Origin of the sequence: Trinickia sp., from assembly GCF_036503415.1 — a bacterium.
GTDB lineage: Bacteria > Pseudomonadota > Gammaproteobacteria > Burkholderiales > Burkholderiaceae > Trinickia.
The window spans coordinates 21,450-40,171 of the sequence record NZ_DASXWY010000067.1 but is presented as its reverse complement, the minus strand read 5'-3'; the positions used below and the strand labels follow the sequence as shown (position 1 = coordinate 40,171).

Annotated in this window: 20 protein-coding genes; 1 reads left to right on the top strand and 19 read right to left on the bottom strand. The window is 62.4% G+C overall.

Features of this window, described 5'->3' with window-relative positions:
- The 13 genes from VGL01_RS09490 to VGL01_RS09430 form a co-directional block, all read right to left on the bottom strand.
- Nucleotides 1-971: porin (locus VGL01_RS09490; RefSeq protein ID WP_414720211.1), on the bottom strand; the 971-nt coding region annotated here is incomplete at its 3' end.
- A gap of 128 nt (nucleotides 972-1,099) precedes the next feature.
- Nucleotides 1,100-2,560: an NAD-dependent succinate-semialdehyde dehydrogenase gene (locus tag VGL01_RS09485; RefSeq protein WP_331568658.1), complete on the bottom strand. Its 1,461-nt coding sequence runs from the start codon at nucleotides 2,558-2,560 to the stop codon at nucleotides 1,100-1,102.
- Between the two features lie 9 nt (nucleotides 2,561-2,569).
- Nucleotides 2,570-3,271: a GntR family transcriptional regulator gene (locus tag VGL01_RS09480; protein WP_331568656.1), complete on the bottom strand. Its 702-nt coding sequence runs from the start codon at nucleotides 3,269-3,271 to the stop codon at nucleotides 2,570-2,572.
- Nucleotides 3,272-3,276: 5 nt separating this feature from the next.
- The gene (locus VGL01_RS09475; RefSeq protein WP_331568654.1) at nucleotides 3,277-4,368 is read right to left on the bottom strand and encodes an ABC transporter ATP-binding protein; all 1,092 of its coding nucleotides are present in this window, start codon (nucleotides 4,366-4,368) and stop codon (nucleotides 3,277-3,279) included.
- 15 nt (nucleotides 4,369-4,383) lie between these two features.
- A complete protein-coding gene (locus tag VGL01_RS09470; RefSeq protein ID WP_331568652.1) occupies nucleotides 4,384-5,178 on the bottom strand; it encodes an ABC transporter permease in 795 nt (264 codons plus the stop codon).
- 1 nt (nucleotide 5,179) lies between these two features.
- Nucleotides 5,180-6,061 carry an ABC transporter permease gene (locus VGL01_RS09465; RefSeq protein ID WP_331568650.1) on the bottom strand — a complete coding sequence of 294 codons (882 nt, stop codon included), beginning with the start codon at nucleotides 6,059-6,061 and terminating at the stop codon, nucleotides 5,180-5,182.
- A 39-nt stretch (nucleotides 6,062-6,100) separates the two neighbouring features.
- The gene (locus tag VGL01_RS09460; protein WP_331568648.1) at nucleotides 6,101-7,129 is read right to left on the bottom strand and encodes an ABC transporter substrate-binding protein; all 1,029 of its coding nucleotides are present in this window, start codon (nucleotides 7,127-7,129) and stop codon (nucleotides 6,101-6,103) included.
- Nucleotides 7,130-7,227: 98 nt separating this feature from the next.
- Nucleotides 7,228-7,542: an NIPSNAP family protein gene (locus VGL01_RS09455; RefSeq protein WP_331568646.1), complete on the bottom strand. Its 315-nt coding sequence runs from the start codon at nucleotides 7,540-7,542 to the stop codon at nucleotides 7,228-7,230.
- A 19-nt stretch (nucleotides 7,543-7,561) separates the two neighbouring features.
- Nucleotides 7,562-9,034: an aldehyde dehydrogenase gene (locus VGL01_RS09450; RefSeq protein WP_331568644.1), complete on the bottom strand. Its 1,473-nt coding sequence runs from the start codon at nucleotides 9,032-9,034 to the stop codon at nucleotides 7,562-7,564.
- Nucleotides 9,035-9,082: 48 nt separating this feature from the next.
- Nucleotides 9,083-10,129, bottom strand: a complete 1,047-nt coding sequence (locus VGL01_RS09445) for an LLM class flavin-dependent oxidoreductase (RefSeq protein WP_331568642.1) — start codon at nucleotides 10,127-10,129, stop codon at nucleotides 9,083-9,085.
- A 46-nt stretch (nucleotides 10,130-10,175) separates the two neighbouring features.
- The gene (locus tag VGL01_RS09440) at nucleotides 10,176-11,132 is read right to left on the bottom strand and encodes a flavin reductase family protein (protein ID WP_331568640.1); all 957 of its coding nucleotides are present in this window, start codon (nucleotides 11,130-11,132) and stop codon (nucleotides 10,176-10,178) included.
- A complete protein-coding gene (locus tag VGL01_RS09435; RefSeq protein WP_331568638.1) occupies nucleotides 11,129-12,010 on the bottom strand; it encodes an alpha/beta fold hydrolase in 882 nt (293 codons plus the stop codon). The genes VGL01_RS09440 and VGL01_RS09435 overlap by 4 nt, the downstream gene beginning before the upstream one ends.
- Nucleotides 12,000-12,587, bottom strand: a complete 588-nt coding sequence (locus VGL01_RS09430) for an amino acid synthesis family protein (protein ID WP_331568636.1) — start codon at nucleotides 12,585-12,587, stop codon at nucleotides 12,000-12,002. Before VGL01_RS09430 ends, VGL01_RS09435 begins: the two co-directional genes overlap by 11 nt.
- Nucleotides 12,588-12,832: 245 nt before the next feature.
- Between VGL01_RS09430 and VGL01_RS09425 the strand changes: the two genes are divergently transcribed.
- A complete protein-coding gene (locus VGL01_RS09425; RefSeq protein WP_331568634.1) occupies nucleotides 12,833-13,513 on the top strand; it encodes a GntR family transcriptional regulator in 681 nt (226 codons plus the stop codon).
- 82 nt (nucleotides 13,514-13,595) lie between these two features.
- Here the strand turns inward: VGL01_RS09425 and gltA are convergent, their stop codons facing one another.
- The 6 genes from gltA to sdhC all read right to left on the bottom strand — a co-directional run bounded on the left by gltA (nucleotide 13,596) and on the right by sdhC (nucleotide 18,536).
- Entirely contained in the window at nucleotides 13,596-14,897 is a 1,302-nt protein-coding gene (gene gltA / locus VGL01_RS09420; RefSeq protein ID WP_331568632.1) for a citrate synthase, read from the bottom strand.
- 67 nt (nucleotides 14,898-14,964) lie between these two features.
- The gene (locus tag VGL01_RS09415; RefSeq protein WP_173256624.1) at nucleotides 14,965-15,237 is read right to left on the bottom strand and encodes a succinate dehydrogenase assembly factor 2; all 273 of its coding nucleotides are present in this window, start codon (nucleotides 15,235-15,237) and stop codon (nucleotides 14,965-14,967) included.
- A gap of 1 nt (nucleotide 15,238) precedes the next feature.
- Nucleotides 15,239-15,940, bottom strand: a complete 702-nt coding sequence (locus tag VGL01_RS09410; RefSeq protein ID WP_331568630.1) for a succinate dehydrogenase iron-sulfur subunit — start codon at nucleotides 15,938-15,940, stop codon at nucleotides 15,239-15,241.
- Nucleotides 15,941-15,967: 27 nt separating this feature from the next.
- Nucleotides 15,968-17,743: a succinate dehydrogenase flavoprotein subunit gene (sdhA, locus tag VGL01_RS09405; RefSeq protein WP_331568628.1), complete on the bottom strand. Its 1,776-nt coding sequence runs from the start codon at nucleotides 17,741-17,743 to the stop codon at nucleotides 15,968-15,970.
- A gap of 4 nt (nucleotides 17,744-17,747) precedes the next feature.
- Entirely contained in the window at nucleotides 17,748-18,116 is a 369-nt protein-coding gene (gene sdhD, locus VGL01_RS09400; RefSeq protein WP_173256621.1) for a succinate dehydrogenase, hydrophobic membrane anchor protein, read from the bottom strand.
- Nucleotides 18,117-18,119: 3 nt separating this feature from the next.
- Nucleotides 18,120-18,536 (bottom strand): succinate dehydrogenase, cytochrome b556 subunit, encoded by a 417-nt coding sequence (sdhC, locus tag VGL01_RS09395; RefSeq protein ID WP_331568626.1) that lies wholly within the window; start codon nucleotides 18,534-18,536, stop codon nucleotides 18,120-18,122.
- Between the last annotated feature and the right edge of the window lie 186 nt (nucleotides 18,537-18,722).

Sequence of the window (18,722 nt, the reverse complement as noted above, 5' to 3'; positions counted from 1 at the left end):
TGGTATTTGGGCTTGCTGCCGTTGTAATTCACCCTGCCATCGGTATAGGCGTATGCCGCGCCCAACGTCGTGCTCGGCGTGAAGCTGTACTTGCCCCATACCTCGTAGTTGCTGAACGTCACGGAGCTCGTCGTGCCGTTCGCATCCTCGAATTTCGTGTTGGTATAGTCGATGCCCGCCGTTGCCGGGCCCAGCGTGTAGTTCGCACCCACGCCGATGATCCGCTCGTTGTGCGGGTGACCGACGTAGCTGAACGGACCGCTGGCGCCGATCGCGGCGCCCGTCGTGTTGCCGATGAAATCGCCGTCCGTGAAGAGGCTCGCCGGATTCTTCGCGTAGAAGTACGCCGCGCCCGCGTTGAAGCCGGCGTGCGCATAGCTCGCACCCACGCTCCACATGCCCGTCGTCCCCACGCCCGGGGCGTTCGAGTTGGTGAACGAATACATGCCGCCGAAAGTAAAGCCCGCGATCGAGGGGCTCGCATACTTGATCGCGTTGTCGACGCGGAACGAGTTATCCGTATTGTCGATATCGCCGCCCCGTACGAAAGGACCACCGAATTGGCCCACCGCCGTCACCGGCTGAACGTAGTCGACGACCGAGTCGTACTGGCGGCCGAGCGTCACCGTACCGAGCCCCTGCTTGGAAAGCCCGACATAGGCTTGCCGCCCGAACTCGCGGCCGCCCTGTCGCATCTGCCCGTTCTCCAGGCTGAACCCCGCTTCGAGCTTGAAGATCGCACTCAAGCCATTGCCCAGATCTTCGCTTCCTTTCAGGCCCCAGCGGCTGCCGTACATGCCGTCGAAAGTCCCATCGCGCATGCGCCAGAGCGAATGACCCCCGCTGTTGTTCACATAGTCGATGCCCTCATCGATGACACCGTAAAGCGTCACCGAGGATTGCGCGGCGGCCATGCCCGGCAAACACCCCAATCCCGCGCAGATACTACTTAGGACTACTAATTTATTCATACGAATCGATTTCATCGAAGTCTCCAAGTTCTCCACCATTTTTTTGCTGAACCTCTACGACACTACAGATACCGCCACTTCTCTTTTTGCCGACGCCGATCGACGCGCCCCGCGTCCCGGCGTCCCGATCAAACAGCCATGCACAGATATTTGATGACGATGTAGTCGTCGATGCCGTAGTGCGACCCCTCACGGCCGAGCCCCGATTGCTTCACGCCGCCGAACGGCGCGACTTCGTTCGAAATCAGGCCCGTGTTGATACCGACCATCCCGTATTCGAGCGCCTCGGCCACGCGCCAGACTCGGCCGATATCGCGGCTGTAGAAATAGGCGGCAAGACCGAACTCCGTATCGTTGGCCAGGCGTACGACTTCGTCATCGGATGAAAACCGGAAGAGCGGCGCGAGCGGCCCGAACGTCTCCTCTTTCGCCACGGCCATCCCTGCAGCCACATCGGTCAACACCGTCGGCTCGAAAAAGCCATGACCGAGCGAGTGCCGTTTGCCGCCGGTAACAAGGCGCGCGCCCTTGGCGAGCGCGTCCGCGATATGGGACTCCACCTTCTCGAGCGCTGCCTCGTTGATCAACGGACCGAGCGCGACGCCGCTTTCCGTCCCGCGTCCGACCTTCAGGTTGTTGACCGCGGTTGCGAGCTTGTCCGTGAATGCGTCGTAGACACGCTCATGCACATAAAAGCGATTGGTGCAGACGCAGGTCTGTCCGTTGTTGCGGTATTTCGACGCGATTGCACCCTCGACGGCGGCGTCGAGATCGGCGTCATCGAATACGATGAACGGTGCGTTCCCGCCAAGTTCGAGCGTGACTTTCTTCACGGTCGGCGCGCTCTGTGCCATCAGCAACCGCCCCACGGCCGTGGAACCGGTGAACGACAGCTTCCGAACGATGGGGTTGCGCGTCATCTCGGCGCCAATCGCCTTCGGCTCGCCAGTGACGACGCTCAGCACACCCTTGGGCAGGCCGGCGCGCTCGGCGAGTACCGCCATGGCGAGCGCCGAAAAAGGCGTCGCCTCCGCCGGCTTGACGACGATCGGACACCCCGCCGCGAGCGCGGGCCCGACCTTGCGCGTGATCATCGCGGCAGGGAAGTTCCAGGGCGTAATGGCGGCACACACACCGATGGGCTCCTTCACGACGACGAGACGCTTGTCGGCAGCAGGCGTAGCCAGCGTGTCGCCGGCCACGCGCTTGCCCTCTTCCGCAAACCATTCGAGAAACGAAGCCGCATAGGCAATCTCGCCTTTGGCCTCGGCCAGCGGCTTGCCCTGTTCTGTCGTCAGAATCAGCGCGAGGTCGTCGCTGTGCTCGATCATGAGTTCGTACCAGCGGCGCAGCACGACCGCACGCTCTTTGGCCGTTTTCTTTCGCCAGCCGTCCCATGCCGCCTGAGCGGCGTCGATCGCGCGTGCCGTTTCTGCCGCACCCATGTTCGGAACCGTACCCAGCGAGCCGCCCGTTGCGGGATCGAACACCTCCAATGCCCCGCCCGAATCGGCCGCCCGCCATTCGCCCGCCACGTAAGCCTGATGCCGCAGCAGCGAGACATCCTTCAACGCTTCCTTCAGTTCCATGAATGGTTCCTATCCTTCGCACAAGAGTTGTTCGTGGCCCTGCCGCAACAGCTGCTCGGCGATGGCGGCCACACGCGCCACATGGGCCATCGCCGCATCGCGAGCGCGCTGCGGGTCGCGTGAGCGGATCGCTTCGAGTATCCGATTCATTTCCTCCACGGCCTGCCGGCCGCGGTCGTCGGAGGCGATCGTCATCGCACGCAAGCGGTTGATCCGCGCATTCAACGTCTGCACGATTTCCCACGCGACCGTTCGGTCGCCGCCATGAAACATTTCTTCGTAGAACGTCGTGGTGAATTCGCGCACCGCCGCATAGTCATGGCTCTCGAACGCCCGCCCGATGTTCGCGATGCACTGCGCGAGCCGCGATGTCACGCCCTCATCGGCATGCCGTGCGCATTCCATCGCGGCGTCGCCTTCCAGCAGCGCGCGAATCTCGTAGATTTGCGCCGCCGTGTCCGAATCGAGCATGGCAACGATCGGTCCTTGATTCGGAATCGAGTCGACGAGCCCCTCGGCCTCCAGATGCCGCAGCACCTCTCGCACCACCGTGCGGCTCACACCGAGCTCCTCGCACAGCGAGCGCTCGACGAGCCGCTCGCCAGGCACGAAGTGCGCATCGAGGATCGCGGTGCGTATCTTTTTCAGCGCGAGTTCGCGCAGCGTCGTGGTCCGCCGCTCGACTTTCAGCGAAGGAAGCGCGTCACTCATTCCATTCACGCCTGCGCAAACAGCCGAACATCGCGCGCCTCCCAATCGACGAGCGCTCGATTGCCGATCGACAATCCAAGCTCATGACGGTGGCTCGCGGGCATCCGAATGGATATCTCCTGCTGCCACGGCGTCGCCACCGCGTAGTGCATCGCATCGCCGAGATAGGTGATGTCGCGTACCGTTACCGGCAACCCCGCCGCTGCGTTAGGGCTTTGCAGCGCGCGAATGCGCATTTGCTCGGGGCGGATCATCAACGTACCTTCCTCGCCCGCCGCGAGCCGGTGCCCGACGCTGCCGGCCGTCACCGCATGGCCGTTCGGGAATACGCCGCTTGCACTGCTGTCGCCTGTCGACGTTACGCGCACCGGCAGGAAATTCGAGTTGCCGATGAAACCTGCGACGAAACGCGATGCGGGGTTGGCATACAGCTCCTCGCCGGTACCGACCTGCTCGATTCGCCCTTTGTCGAATACCGCGATACGGTCGGAAAGACGCAGCGCCTCCTCCTGGTCGTGCGTCACGTAAAGAATCGTGACGCCCGTCTCCTGGTGGATGCGGCGCAGTTCGAGTTGAATCTCCTCGCGCAGCTTCTTGTCCAGTGCGGAGAGCGGCTCGTCCATCAGCAGCACGGGCGGGTCGTACGCCAGCGCCCGCGCAATCGCGACGCGTTGCTGTTGACCGCCGGACAGTTGCGCAGGCATGCGGTCGCGACACTCCGACAGATGCACGAGCTGGAGCATCTGATCGATCTTCGCTTTCACCTCGCGCTCGGGGCGGCCACGCACGCGCAACGGGAACGCGACGTTCTCGCCCACGCTCAAATGCGGAAACAGCGTATAGCGCTGAAACACCATGCCGATATTGCGCTTGTTCGGCGCAACGGACAGCAACGGCTTGCCGTCGAGCAGCACGCGGCCCTCGCTCGGCTCCTGGAAGCCCGCGACGATGTAGAGCGTCGTGCTCTTGCCCGAGCCCGAGGGCCCGAGAAACGTCATGAATTCGCCCTTGCGCACATCGAGCGAGACTTGATCGATGGCGACGACATCGTCGTACGTTTTACGCAGGCGCTGGATTTGCAAGAATGCAGCAGTCATGGCTCATCCACCTCTTTATCGGGCGCGGCGCACTACCGCGCCCGCCAACATCAATACCGTCGTCAGACCGACGAGCAGCGAAGACGCCGCGGCCACGACCGGTGTCAGGTCCTGTCGCAACGTGGTCCAGATTCGCACCGGCAGCGTCTGCAACGTGGGGCTCGCCATGAAGATCGAAACGACCACCTCATCCCACGATGCGAGGAACGAGAAGATCGCGGCGGCGAAAAGACCGAGTTTGATCGCGGGCAGCGTCACGCGCAGCTTCACTTCGAGCGGCGATGCGCCGCAGATCAGTGCGGCATCTTCGAGCGCCGTATCGAAGCTCGCTAGCGAATTGCTGATCGAAATGATCGAGAACGGCAGCGCGATGATCAAATGACCGATCACGAAACCCGTCATCGTGCCGTTCAGCCCGATGCGCAACGTGAATGCGTACAACGCCACTGCGAGGACGACGACGGGCAGCACCATCGGCGTGAGAAAGAACGCCTGCAGTGCACCCCGCCCACGAAACTTGCCGCGTACCAGCGCAAGCGAGGCGAGCAAACCGATGGCAACGGACAGCGCCGTCACGATGACTGCCAGCTCCGCGCTCGTCAGCAGCGAACTGAGCCACCCTGCGTCGGTGAAGAGCTGGCGATACCACTGCAAGGTCCAGCCTGGCGGTGGAAAGATCAGCCATTGAGAATCGCCGAACGACAACGCGACGATGAACGCGATGGGCAGCAGCAAAAAGATGGCGACTGCTCCGCCGATGGCCGTCAATACCCAGCGCAGTGCGCCCAGGCGGTCGAAATCTAGAAGCATGTCATTCTCCCAGTCCCGCGCGTGCACCGCCTGTAAAGCGCAGTTGCAGCCCGTAAAGCCCGAGCGTCACCGCAAGCAGCACCAGTGCCGCAGCACCGGCAAGCCCCCAGTTCAGCAGTTCCTGCACGAGTTGCGCGATGAGCTCCGCCAGCATCATGTACGAGGGTCCGCCCAGTAGCGCCGGCGTGACGAAATAGCCGAGCGCCATGACGAACACCATCAGAGCCCCCGATGCAACGCCCGGCATCGCGAGCGGCACCAGTACGCGCCAGAACGCCTGCCAGCGGCTCGCACCGCAGATCGCCGCCGCGCGCAGCGTCGACGCATCGATACTGCGCAACGTGGCATGCAGCGGCATGACGAGGAACGGCAGCATGATGTAGGTCATGCCGATCGTCACGCCGATCAGGTTGTTGACCAGCGCCAGCGGCTCGCTGATCAACCCCAGTGCCATCAGCAGCCGGTTGATCGGCCCCGTCGCTTGCAGCAGCACCATCCATGCGAACGTGCGCGCGAGCAGATTGGTCCACATCGAGAGCAGCAAAATGGCGAACAGCACCGAGCTCACCCTGCGCGGCGCGATGGCCAGCAACCACGCAGTCGGGAATCCGATCGCGACAGTCACCACGGTCACCACCGTCGCAACGAGGAACGTATTGCCGAATACGCGCAGGTACGTCGTCGAACCGAGGAGCTGCGCGTAGTTGTGCAGACCGGGAGTCGGTTCGAGCACGCTGCGCAACAGCAGAGACAGCACCGGCAGCAAAAAGAAAATCACGAGCAGCAGCAGCGCAGGCATCAGCAGACGGAGGCTGCGCCAATCGCGCCGCCGACGCGTGGGCGTCGTCGCCGGATGCGCAACGGTACTCAAAACGTTAGGCATGTTGACTCCCAATCGAGACTTCCAAGCGCTCGCGCAGGCTTACTTCGATTGCCATGCGTACCATCGCTTGGCAATGGCGTCGCGGTTCTCGGCCCAGTACTTCATATCGAGATCGATCTGCGAGGACTTGTACTGGTCCGGCAGCGTCTTGGCGACGGCGGCGGGCATCAACGCGGGCGCTTTCACGTTGATCGGCGCGTAGCCCGTATCCGCCGCGAACTTGGCCTGCGCCTGAGCGCTCGTCGCGGCGGCGAGGTACTTCATCGCCTCGGCACGATGCTTGGCGCCTTTCGGGATCACGAGCATGTCGGCAGCCGTCAGGTTCTGATTCCACGAGATGCCGACGGGTACGCCCGTCTGTTCGAGCGCATGCAGGCGACCGTTCCAGAACATGCCGATGGGCGCCTCCCCGGATGCGAGCAACTGCTGCGACTGCGCGCCGCCGCTCCACCAGACGATGCTGCTCTTGATCGTGTCGAGCTTCTTGAACGCGCGGTCGAGATCGAGCGGATAGAGCTTGTTCGGCGGCACGCCATCGGCAAGCAACGCAATTTCGAGCACGCCCGGAGCGGACCATTTATAAAGCGTGCGCTTGCCGGGGAAGCGCTTCGTATCGAACAGATCGGCCCACGTGGACGGTTGGGCCCCCGTGAACTTCGACTTGTTGTAGCCGAGCACGAACGAATAGTAGAAACTCCCGACGGCGTCCGGGGAGGTAAAGCGCGGATCGAGATCGTCTTTCTTGACGACGGAAAAGTCGATCGGCTCGATGAGCCCCGCTTTTTGCGCGGCATAGGCGAAATCGCCTTCCACGTCGACAACGTCCCAGTTCACGTTGCCGCTATCGACCATTGCCTTGAGCTTGCCATAGTCGGTGGGACCGTCCATCAGCACGTTGATGCCCGTGGCCTTCGTGAACGGCTGCGCCCAGTCCTTTTCCTGGGAGGACTGCGTCGTGCCGCCCCAGCTCGTGAATACGATCGGGTCGGCCGCACGCACGCTGGCCGTCATGAGGGTCGCCGCGCATGCGATCGTCGCTGCCGTGAAAAAAACGCTCCTGCTGCTCATGCTTGTCTCCTGTCGAATGGAGCGAGTGCTGGAGCACTGACTCCGATCCCATAGTTTTTGAATCGTCTAACCGCGATACCGCCAAATCCCATCGACGCTCATTGAAGCGGCGAGAAAGACGCCGGCTTCATGATCTTGCTTTCCATCTCTTCCATCAGCGCCTGAATCTTCGGCGCGAAGGCGCGCCAGGCCGCGTCCTCCGCGAGCGCAGCCCGCCGGCGTTCACGTTCGTCCAGGCTCGGGTACGCCCAGATGTGAACGATCTGATTCAGCGGTCCGATCTCCGAGTAGAAATAGCCGACCAATTGGCCTAGATAGCGCCTCTGCAGTTCGATGCCCTCCTCCTCGACGAGCTTCAGATAAGCAGGCACGGCTCCCGTCTTGATGCGATACGTGCGAACTTCATAAAACATGCGTTTCTCCCCCTTTCTCTCAACGCATCACGAACGGATCGGCGATCGGCTCGTCCGACGTGCGAATCCAGACCGACTTCGTACGCGTGTACTCGAGCACGGCTTCGAGGCCGCCCTCGCGTCCGAGACCGCTGAGGCCATATCCGCCGAACGGCACGATCGGTGACACCGCGCGGTATGTATTGACCCATACGATGCCCGCGCGCAACGCGCGGGTCAGCCGATGCGCGCGCGTGAGGTCCCGCGTGAACACACCCGATGCGAGCCCATAGCGCGTATCGTTCGCGAGCGCAATGGCTTCGGCTTCGGTATCGAACGTCACGACGCTGAGCACCGGGCCGAAGAGTTCTTCCATGACGCTGGGCACCTGCGCATGCGGACAATCGACGATCGTCGGCAGAAAGTAATGGCCATCGTCGAAACCCACCGGCCGCGAGCCCCCGACTACGACGCGGCCGCCGGCCTCGACGCTCGCGAGCAACACTTGCTCGATGTGGTTCAGTTGCCGACGCGTCGCGAGCGGCCCCATCTCGGTTGCCGTATCCAGCGGGTCGCCGATCCGGATCGCGCGAGCGCGAGCGATCAAGCGCTCGACGAGCGCATCGTGAATGCCGCGTTGCACGACGAGGCGCGAACCGGCCACGCAGCTTTGCCCCGTCGCCGCGAAGATGCCTGCGACGACGGCATTGCAGGTGCTGTCGAGATCGGCATCGTCGAACACCAGCACGGGCGACTTGCCGCCCAGTTCGAGCGACATGGCCGCGAGGTTGTCGGCCGAATTGCGCACGACGTGGCGCGCGGTTTCCGGTCCACCCGTGAATGCGATGCGCGAGACGAGCGGATGGCTCGTCAGCGTGCGCCCGCATTCGTTGCCGAAGCCGGTCACGACGTTGACGACGCCATTTGGAAAGCCGGCTTCATGCACGAGCCGCGCAAATTCAAGCAACGGCGCCGGGCCGTCTTCGGACGCCTTGAGTACGACCGTGCAGCCGGCAGCGAGCGCGGGCCCGACCTTGACAGCCGAGAGGAACAGTTGCGAATTCCACGGAACGATCGCCGCGACGACGCCGACAGGCTCGCGCCGCAGCGTCACTTCCATATCGGGTTTATCGACGGGGAGCCAGGCGCCCTGAATCTTGTCGGCCACGCCGGCGTAGTAACGGTAGTACTCGGCGACGTAACCGATCTGGCTTCGCGTTTCGCGGATGATTTTGCCGGTGTCGCGCGTTTCGAGTTCTGCAAGGCGCGGCGCGTGCTGTTCGATCAGCTCGGCGAGCCGGTACAAAAGCTTGCCGCGCGCGCTCGCCGTGAGATTGGCCCATGCCGGATCGTTGAGCGCACGATGCGCGGCATGCACCGCACGGTCCACGTCCTGCGCGCTCGCCGCCGGCATCTGCGCCCAGACGCGGCCGGACGACGGATCGATGCTGTCGAAATGCTCGGCGGCATCCTCGAACGCGCCGTCGATGTACTGCTGAAACCGTTGAGACATGTCGATCCGCTCCTTCAATGAAGTGGGCTGAAAGCGTCAGTCATTCAATCAGCGCACGCCGCCGAACGCGGGCATGACTTCGGAAATGAACAGCTCCAGCGACTTGCGCTTGCGCTCGAAGCTCATATGGCTATCGAGCCAGAAGCTGTATTGGTCGTAGCCCAGTTCCTCGTAGCGCTTCAACCGATCGATCACCTGACTCGGCTGCCCAATGACGAGATTCTTCCGTATCGCTTCGGGCGAGTACTGCGGGAACATCTCGACGTCGGCCCCCGTGAGCGGCTCTATGAAACCTTGCTCGATCGGGCGTTCGTTCTTGAACCACTTGCTGAAGTACCGATAAAAGCGCGCCAGGTCCTCCACTGCTGCATCGACTTCGGCAGCGTTCGCCCCGACGAACGTATGCATCAGCATCATGACCTTCGGGCGCGGCACCTCCGGATGCGCGGCGCACGCCGCATTGAAACGCTCCATCAGGCTCGCGACTTCGGCGTCGCCCGCCGCCAGCGATGTCACCTGCACGTTGCAGCCGTTCGCCACAGCGAATGCATGCGAGTTCGGATCGCGTGCGGCGAGCCACATCGGCGGATGCGGCTGCTGAATGGGGCGCGGAACCGGCGTTGTCGCGGGCCACGACCAGAATTCGCCGCGATGCGCGCAGTCGCCCTGGAAAAGCTTGCGCAAGGCCGGCACGAGCTCACGCATTCTCGCGCCGGCGCTCATCGCATCGAGCCCCGGCAAAAGGCGCTCGTATTCGAACGAATATGCCCCACGCGCAATGCCGAGGTCGAGCCGGCCGTTGCTCGCGACATCGACCATGCCCGCTTCACCCGCCAGCGCAATCGGATGCCAGAACGGCGCGATCACGGTGCCGGTGCCCAAACGGATGTGCTCGGTTTTCGCGGCGAGATACGACAGATTGACGAACGGATTCGGCGCGATCGTGAACTCCATCGCATGGTGCTCACCGATCCACGCTGTCTCGAACCCGCCGCGCTCGGCGATCTGCACGAGCTCGGTCAGCTGGTCGAACAGTTCGCGATGCGACGTCTTCGTGTCGTACCGCTCCATATGCAGGAACAACGAAAACTTCATGACTTGTCTCCTATCGCCTCGCAGCGATCCTTATCTGTAAGCCGATTCAGTGCGTCGGCGCGAGCGGTTGCACCGTACCCGCTTCCGTATCGCCAACGTAGATGCCGAACGCATCCTCGCTACGCTCGCGCACGTAGCGCTCGAGCATCGAACGCACGGCATCGTCGCGAAAAGCGTCCCACGGTATCTGCGTCAACGGCACGATGCGCATGGCACCGCCCGATTGCGGCACGATGTCGTTTTTCACGCGGCCACGGTAGTAGATCTGCACACCTGGGGTCGGGCCGCCTTTTGCCTCGAACACCGCGAAAAGGAAGTCCAGATGGGCTTTTAGACCGAGCTTTGCCAATACGCCCTGCAGACTGCGAGGATCGCTTTCCGGTTCGAGCTTGACGCCCGTCGGCAAACGCAAACCTTCCGGCGTATCGAGCAACACCAAACCGTCCCGGTGCTCGAGAATCGCTCCGACTCGTGCGCTCGGCCCCGCGGCGGCCAGAGCGTCGAGCGACAGACTGAAGTTCACATAGGCACCGCGGCAGTAACCGAGCGGCGACGACGCCGTGTGAAGGAAGTCGACGACGCGACCAATCAGAATGATGTGATCGCCCGCGTCGACGACATCGTGCGTCGCGCAATCGAAGCTCGCCGCCGCGCCGTCCATCACGGGCGCACCCGTGACACGGGCGTGCCATACCACTTGCGCGAACTTGTCCGGCGCCTTCGAGGCGAACACTCCGGATACGGCCTTCTGGTCCTCGGCGAGAACGCTCACCGCAAAATGGCGCGTCTGCGAAAACACCGCGTAGCTCGATGCCGTTTTCGCGATACAAACGAGAATCAGCGGGGGATCGAGCGACACCGACGTGAACGAGTTGGCGGTGAACCCGCGCGGAGAGCCGTCCGGCTGAACCGTCGTCACGACGGTGACACCCGTCACGAACGCACCGAGTGCGCGGCGAAATTCGGCGATATCGATCGCCTGGGCGTTGATCGACTCAGTCATTGCACCCTCCCCGGCCCATTGCGCCGATCGGCGGTCGCGCTTGCTTCGGAAGCGTCCCGCAGGAATTCGAGCAACCGTTCGTTCACTTGCGCCGGATCGGTCACGTTCATCATATGACGTTCATTCGCGATGATCTGGGCGCGACCGAACGGCGCGGCGGCCGCCATCGCCAGCGACATCGCCGGATTCGAATTCGCGTCGCATTCCCCGGTCAGGAAAAGCGCGGGCACGGCAAGGCCGGCGAGCCGCCCGACGTGCGCGTCGTCCGACCGCGCGAATAGACGATAGGTGCGCGCATAGCCGACCGGGTCGACCGACAGCAATAACGCCCGCACGGCCTGCGCCGCTTTCGTCAGATGAGCCGGCACCGGATCGCCGAACCAGCGAGCGAGTGTGGCATCGATACCCGCATCCTGCGGCGCATCGCCGAGATTTGCTGCGCGGCTCATGACCGCTTCGCGTTGCCCGGGCGAGCGATCGTAGACAGCGTTCAGGGCGGCGACGCTGCGTGTACGCAACGGATGCGCGAGCGCGAATTCAATTGCGACGAGCGCGCCCATCGAGTGACCGACTATATGCGTGCGCTCGATCCGCAGTGCGTCGAGCAGCGCCTCGAGTTGCGACGCGTACTGGTCAAGCGTCGGCTCGGCCGTCGGCAACGCGCTGTCGCCATGGCCGAGCATGTCGTACGCGATGACCTGATAATGCGCGGTCAGCGCGTCGATCTGCGGCGCCCATACGCTGCGGTTCATGCCCACACCATGAATCAGCACCACCGTTTCGCACGCATCGCCGGTCTGCGGCGAATAAATGCTGTAGCTCGTATTCGCTGCGATGCCGCTCGTCGTGGCGCACTCGAGCGCACGTTCAATCTTCATTGGACTCGAGCTCCTTCAAGTCCTGATAGCGATCGCCGATGCGATGGTGCGGCCGTCCGCCAATGGAGGCGCCCAACGCGACGACGAGTTCGTCGTGCGCGGGGGCATCACAAATCGAGAATTGAACGGTCAGGTAGTGCGAACGCATACCTTCGTCATGCTTGTGCATCAGCGGAATCGAAATCGGGCAATTGGGGCCGCCGCGCAGGTTGGTGAAGCTCAGGTAGCTCTTCGCTCCGACTGCCTGCCGGTAGTGATTGCCGAATCGCAGCGTGTGGATCAGCGCCGAAGCGTGTTCGAGCTCGCCGGAAGTACCGACGACAGCCGCCTTGCCATAGCCTTCTACTGCGTCGCCAGATCCGGCGATGCGCAAAATCTCCGCCGTCAATAGCTCGCCGAGCTGCGGCGCGAACGCTTGAATCTCCGGCTTCAAATCCTCGACGAAGCCTCGACCCGCCCACGGGTTGCGCAGTACAGCCGCAACACCAAATAACTTCAGCGGTCGAGCCGCCGTCTTGCCGCCTTCGATAAGCGTTTCTTCGATCGTGGTGACCACCTTGCGCACTTCGAGCTTCATAGCGTTCTCCTGCCGGGGCAAAGGCCCTGGGCGTCGTTGACTGAGATTATGGTATACCATCTTATGGCGTGAACGAGAGCACCGATATCATGGAATACCATGATATCGAGGCGCGATTCGGGAGCGGAGGGGTTGGCGTGGAACGCCGCCGGGCGGGGAAGTTAAGTAATAATACGGAATGCCAACGTGCCGCCGCGGGCTATCCGGTACGCAGCGCGCAGAAGACCGTCCACCCGTTACGCACCATGTCAGATCTGAAAATCGACCGAACGACCAAAACCCTGAGAGAGCTCACGCTCGACAAGCTGCGCGGCGCGATCGTCCAAGGCTACTTCAAGCCTGGCGCGCGCCTGGTCGAGCGAACGCTTTGTGAAGAACTCGGCGTGAGCCGGACCGTGGTGCGCGAAGTGCTTCGACACCTCGAAACCGAAGGCCTGGTCGAAATCGTTGCGCGGCACGGGCCGATCGTGGCAAGGCTCGATCCGAGCCAAGTGGGTGAGATCTACGAACTGCGGAGCCTGCTCGAGGCGCATGCGGCCGCGGCGTGCGCCGAGCGCGCCACACCTGCCCTCGTCGCTCGGCTGCGCGATACCCGCCGCATGATCGAAACTGCATTCGCCTCGGGTGACGTTCCGCGCGTGCTCGAACACACCGAGCAGTTCTACGATGCGATGTTCGAAGGCGCCGGCAAGCTCGTATCGCTAAGCGTCGTCAAATCGCTGAATGCGCGGATCAATCGGCTCAGGGCGTTGACCATCGCAACGCCGGGCCGCAAGGACGAATCGAATCGTGAAATGAACGCACTGCTCGACGCAATCGAACGCCGCGATGCGAAGGCCGCCTCGGCCGCATCGTGCGCGCATATCAAACGGGTGTCCGAGCTTGCCTTGAGCGCGCTCGCCCAACAGGAAGAAGCCAGCGCCTGACAAAAACAAAACGCCCCGGCCGAAGAACTCGCCGGGGCGCCGCTGGAGCCGTCGCAAGAACGGCTCCGCCAAGATTGCTCGATCAACGCTTATCGATCGGCTTCGCTTCGCGCGGGCCTTCACCGATGAAGAGCTGACGCGGACGACCGATCTTCTGTTCGGCCTCCGAAATCATTTCGTTCCACTGAGCGATCCAGCCGACCGTACGGGCCATTGCGAAGATGCAGGTGAACATCGACGTCGGGATGCCGAGTGCGCGCTGCACGATACCCGAATAGAAGTCGACGTTCGGGTAAAGCTTGCGCGAGACGAAGTATTCGTCTTCGAGCGCGATCTTCTCGAGCTGCATCGCCAGCTTGAAGAGCGGATCGTCATGCAGGCCGAGCTCTTCGAGCACTTCGTGGCACGTCTCGCGCATCAGCTTCGCACGCGGGTCGTAGTTCTTGTAGACGCGGTGGCCGAAGCCCATCAGCTTCACGCCCGAATTCTTGTCCTTCACCTGCTTGATGAATTCGGGGATGTTGTCGGGCGAGCCGATCTGCTCGAGCATGTTGAGCGCGGCTTCGTTCGCGCCGCCATGCGCCGGACCCCACAGACAAGCGATACCGGCCGCGATACATGCAAACGGGTTGGCACCGGAAGAACCTGCCAGACGCACCGTCGAAGTCGATGCATTCTGCTCGTGATCCGCATGGAGGATCAGGATCCGATCGAGCGCGCGCACCAGCACGTCGTTGATCTTGTACTCCTCGCACGGGTTCGAGAACATCATCCGCATGAAGTTCGCGCTGTACGAGAGGTCGTTCTTCGGATAGACGAACGGCTGACCGATGCTGTACTTGTAGGCCATGGCCACGAGCGTCGGCAGCTTGGCGATCATACGGATCGCCGATACGTCGCGATGATGCGGATTCGTGATGTCGAGCGAGTCGTGGTAGAACGCCGACAGCGCGCCAACCGATGCGACGAGAATCGACATCGGATGCGAGTCGCGACGGAACCCGCGGAAGAAGAACTGCATCTGCTCGTGCACCATCGTGTGACGCGTGACGGTGCCCACGAATTCGGCCTTCTGCGCCTTGGTCGGCAGCTCGCCTTTCAGCAGCAAATAGCATGTCTCGGGGAAATCCGCGACTTGCGCAAGCTCGTCGATCGGATAGCCGCGATAGAGCAGTTCGCCCTTGTCGCCGTCGATGTACGTAATGGCCGAATTGCACGATGCCGTCGACATGAAGCCCGGGTCGTACGTGAATTTGCCGGTCTGACCGTACAGTTTGCGGATGTCGATCACGTCGGGGCCCATCGTGCCCTTGTAAATCGGCAATTCGACGCTCGGCGAATTATCGCTGAACGATAGCGTGGCTTTAACATCTGACGGAGTCATGGCATCCTCAATCGAAGTTGGAACGGTTTTCCGATCATGCGCGCGCGGCGCCCCACAGCTGCGACGCTCACACAGCGCGCAAAAGCCCCAGCACCCGGACGACAGCCGGGTCGGAAAGTTCGCCTTCCGGTTCCTTGCGGGCGAGAAGCAAGTCCATCAGGTCGTTGTCGCTCAGCTCGAACAGGCGCGTCAAGGCACCCACGTCGTCGTCGCTGAGGCTCTGCTCGTAACGGCTGAAAAAACGCTCGAAGATAAGATCGTTTTCCAGCAGACCCCGCCGCGCGCGCCAGCGCAGGCGCGCGCGACGCAACGGGTCGGATTGATGCGCGGTGTCTTCCATCTCAAACGGTACGACGGACCATCAATTCCTTGATCTTGCCGATCGCCTTCGTCGGATTGAGGCCCTTCGGGCACACGTCGACGCAGTTCATGATCGTATGGCAACGGAACAGACGGTACGGATCTTCCAGATTGTCGAGCCGCTCGCCCGTCGCCTCGTCGCGGCTGTCCGCAATGAAGCGGTACGCCTGCAAGAGCCCCGCCGGGCCGACGAACTTGTCCGGATTCCACCAGAAGCTCGGGCACGAGGTGGAGCAACTCGCACACAAGATACACTCATACAGCCCATCGAGTTCGTCACGTTCCTCAGGCGATTGCAGACGCTCTTTCTCGGGCGGCGGCGTGTCGTTGATGAGGTACGGCTTGATCGAGTGGTATTGATTGAAGAACTGCGTGAAATCGCAGATCAGATCGCGCACCACGGGCAGGCCGGGCAACGGGCGCAGCACGATCTTCTGCGGCAGGTCGTTCAGGTTGGTCAAGCACGCCAGACCGTTCTTGCCGTTGATGTTCATTGCGTCCGAGCCGCAGACGCCTTCGCGGCACGAGCGACGGAACGAAAGCGTTTCGTCGACGGCCTTCAGCTTGACGAGCGCATCGAGCAGCATCCGCTCATGCTCGAGTTCGAGCTCGTACGTCTGCATGCGCGGCGCCGCATCCTTATCGGGGTCGTAGCGATAGATTTCGAAAATTCGTTTTGCCATTTTCAGCTGTCCTTGGAATGGGCCGCGTTAGAACGTCCGCGCCTTCGGCGGCACCGATTCGACCGTCAGCGGCTTCATGTGCACCGGCTTGTAATCGAGGCGATCGCCTTCGCTGAACCACAGCGTATGCCGCAGCCAGTTGTCGTCGTCGCGGTGCTCGTAATCGCTTTGCGCGTGCGCGCCGCGGCTTTCCTTGCGGGCGTCGGCCGAGACTATCGTCGCGCGTGCCACTTCGATCAGATTGGCGAGCTCCAGTGCTTCGACGCGTGCCGTGTTGAACACCTTCGACTTGTCCTTCAGGTGCACATGATTGACGCGCTCGGCCAGCTCCTTGATCTTCTCGACGCCTTCGGCCAGCAGCTTCGAGGTGCGGAACACACCCGCGTGCGTTTGCATCGAGGTGCGGATGTCGCCGGCAATCGCCTGCGTATATTCGCCCGAGCTCGATTTGTCGAGCTTGTCGAGGCGGGCGAGCGCGAAGTCGGCGGCGTCGAGCGGCAGCGGCTTGTGCTCCTTGATGTCCTTGACGTGCTTGACGATATGGTTGCCGGCAGCACGGCCGAACACCACGAGATCGAGCAGCGAGTTCGTGCCCAGGCGGTTCGCGCCATGGACAGAGACGCACGAACATTCGCCCACGGCATAAAAGCCGTTGACCGGATCTTCGTGGCCGCGCGACGTACCGACGACCTGACCGTGGATGTTCGTCGGAATACCGCCCATCTGATAGTGGATGGTCGGCACGACGGGAATCGGCTCTTTGATGCAATCGACGTTGGCGAACTTCAGCGCGATCTCGCGGATCGACGGCAGGCGCTTCATGATCGTCTCCGCACCGATGTGCGAGAGATCGAGCAGCACGTGGTCCTTGTTCGGGCCCACGCCACGGCCTTCCTTGATCTCCTGGTCCATCGAGCGCGAGACGAAGTCGCGCGGCGCAAGGTCCTTGAGCGTCGGCGCGTAGCGCTCCATGAAGCGCTCGCCGTTGGCGTTGCGCAAGATACCGCCTTCGCCGCGCACGCCTTCCGTGATCAGCACGCCCGCGCCGGCCACGCCGGTAGGATGGAATTGCCAGAACTCCATGTCCTGCAGCGCGATGCCCGAGCGGGCCGCCATGCCGAGACCGTCGCCCGTGTTGATGAACGCGTTCGTCGATGCCGCGAAAATACGGCCCGCACCGCCCGTGGCGAACAGCGTGCACTTGCCTTCGAGGATATAGACGTCGCCCGTTTCCATCTCGAGCGCCGTCACGCCGAGCACGTCGCCATCGGCGTCGCGGATCAGATCGAGCGCCATCCATTCGACGAAGAACTGCGTCTTCGCGGCGACGTTTTGCTGATAGAGCGTATGCAGCAGCGCGTGACCGGTGCGGTCGGCGGCCGCGCAAGCGCGCTGCACGGGCTTTTCGCCGTAGTTCGCGGTATGGCCGCCGAACGGGCGCTGATAGATCGTGCCGTCCGCATTGCGGTCGAACGGCATGCCGAAGTGCTCCAGTTCGTAGACGGCATTCGGCGCTTCGCGGCACATGAATTCGATCGCGTCCTGGTCGCCGAGCCAGTCGGAGCCCTTGATCGTGTCGTAGAAATGGTAGTGCCAGTTGTCTTCGCTCATGTTACCGAGCGATGCGCCGATGCCGCCTTGCGCGGCGACCGTATGCGAGCGCGTGGGGAACACCTTCGAAAGCACGCAGACCGACAGGCCCGCGCGCGCGAGTTGCAGCGAAGCGCGCATTCCCGAACCGCCCGCGCCCACGATGACCACGTCAAAGCGGCGACGCGGCAGAGAATTCTTGATTGCAGCCATTCTTTTACACTCTCCAGAGAATCTGCGCAGCGTAGCCCGCACACGCGAGCAGCCAAACGATCGTCAGCGCTTGCAGCGTGAGACGCACACCGGTGGGCTTCACGTAATCCATCCAGATGTCGCGCACGCCGACCCAGGCGTGATAGAAGAGCGAGAGCAGCGTGACGAAGGTCGCGAGCTTCATCCACTGCGTGGCGAAGATCGATGCCCAGCCCTCGTACGAGAAATCGCGCGCGCCGAAGAACCAGACGAGCAGGATGACGGTGTAGATCGCCATGATCGTGGCGGTGATGCGTTGCGCGAGCCAATCGCGCAAACCGTAATGCGCGCCTACGACAAGGCGCTTCGAGCCGATTCGATTATTGGCTGCCATTTCTCAGAATGCTCCGAACAGTTTGAGCGCGAAGGCGATCGTGAGGACCGACGAGACTGCGAACACAACGATGGAAGTGCGCTTGCCGCTCTCCTTCGAGACCGCATCGTGGTTCGTATCCATCAGCAAATGGCGGATACCGGCGCAGAAATGAAAGAGAAAAGCCCACGCGAGCACGAGTGTGATGAGCTTGACGAGGATGTTGGAGAGAAAGAGCTTGAAGACTTCGAAGCTCAGTTCGGAGGTGAGGCTTTGATCGAACAGGTAGAGCAGAAACGGAAGGAATACGAACAATAGCGCACCGCTCACGCGGTGCAGGATCGATACACGCCCCGCCAGAGGAAGACGATACGCCGTCAATATCTGACCGATGCCGATGTTCCGGAACTCCGGCCTCGGCTTTTTTACGGCTTCTGCCATACTAGACCCCTACTATGTAGTCACACTAACCCGCGATTTTAGCGCCTTTTCATACCGCGGCGCAGCGAAAAACCTCGAACCCTGTTGCGGCGGCCGCCCGCGCGGATGCGGCGCCGAGCCGAACATGTCCCGCGCAGCGCGGGTTTGGCAGCGCTTGGCCGCTCTTGGCATGGCCACCGCAGCGCC

Bases quoted from the DNA above. Each gene is read 5' to 3' on its own strand.
- VGL01_RS09485 (WP_331568658.1), bottom strand. From the start codon at position 2,560: ATGGAACTGAAGGAAGCGTTGAAGGATGTCTCGCTGCTGCGGCATCAG.
- VGL01_RS09480 (WP_331568656.1), bottom strand. From the start codon at position 3,271: ATGAGTGACGCGCTTCCTTCGCTGAAAGTCGAGCGGCGGACCACGACG.
- VGL01_RS09475 (WP_331568654.1), bottom strand. From the start codon at position 4,368: ATGACTGCTGCATTCTTGCAAATCCAGCGCCTGCGTAAAACGTACGAC.
- VGL01_RS09470 (WP_331568652.1), bottom strand. From the start codon at position 5,178: ATGCTTCTAGATTTCGACCGCCTGGGCGCACTGCGCTGGGTATTGACG.
- VGL01_RS09465 (WP_331568650.1), bottom strand. From the start codon at position 6,061: ATGCCTAACGTTTTGAGTACCGTTGCGCATCCGGCGACGACGCCCACG.
- VGL01_RS09460 (WP_331568648.1), bottom strand. From the start codon at position 7,129: ATGAGCAGCAGGAGCGTTTTTTTCACGGCAGCGACGATCGCATGCGCG.
- VGL01_RS09455 (WP_331568646.1), bottom strand. From the start codon at position 7,542: ATGTTTTATGAAGTTCGCACGTATCGCATCAAGACGGGAGCCGTGCCT.
- VGL01_RS09450 (WP_331568644.1), bottom strand. From the start codon at position 9,034: ATGTCTCAACGGTTTCAGCAGTACATCGACGGCGCGTTCGAGGATGCC.
- VGL01_RS09445 (WP_331568642.1), bottom strand. From the start codon at position 10,129: ATGAAGTTTTCGTTGTTCCTGCATATGGAGCGGTACGACACGAAGACG.
- VGL01_RS09440 (WP_331568640.1), bottom strand. From the start codon at position 11,132: ATGACTGAGTCGATCAACGCCCAGGCGATCGATATCGCCGAATTTCGC.
- VGL01_RS09435 (WP_331568638.1), bottom strand. From the start codon at position 12,010: ATGAAGATTGAACGTGCGCTCGAGTGCGCCACGACGAGCGGCATCGCA.
- VGL01_RS09430 (WP_331568636.1), bottom strand. From the start codon at position 12,587: ATGAAGCTCGAAGTGCGCAAGGTGGTCACCACGATCGAAGAAACGCTT.
- VGL01_RS09425 (WP_331568634.1), top strand. From the start codon at position 12,833: ATGTCAGATCTGAAAATCGACCGAACGACCAAAACCCTGAGAGAGCTC.
- gltA (WP_331568632.1), bottom strand. From the start codon at position 14,897: ATGACTCCGTCAGATGTTAAAGCCACGCTATCGTTCAGCGATAATTCG.
- VGL01_RS09415 (WP_173256624.1), bottom strand. From the start codon at position 15,237: ATGGAAGACACCGCGCATCAATCCGACCCGTTGCGTCGCGCGCGCCTG.
- VGL01_RS09410 (WP_331568630.1), bottom strand. From the start codon at position 15,940: ATGGCAAAACGAATTTTCGAAATCTATCGCTACGACCCCGATAAGGAT.
- sdhA (WP_331568628.1), bottom strand. From the start codon at position 17,743: ATGGCTGCAATCAAGAATTCTCTGCCGCGTCGCCGCTTTGACGTGGTC.
- sdhD (WP_173256621.1), bottom strand. From the start codon at position 18,116: ATGGCAGCCAATAATCGAATCGGCTCGAAGCGCCTTGTCGTAGGCGCG.
- sdhC (WP_331568626.1), bottom strand. From the start codon at position 18,536: ATGGCAGAAGCCGTAAAAAAGCCGAGGCCGGAGTTCCGGAACATCGGC.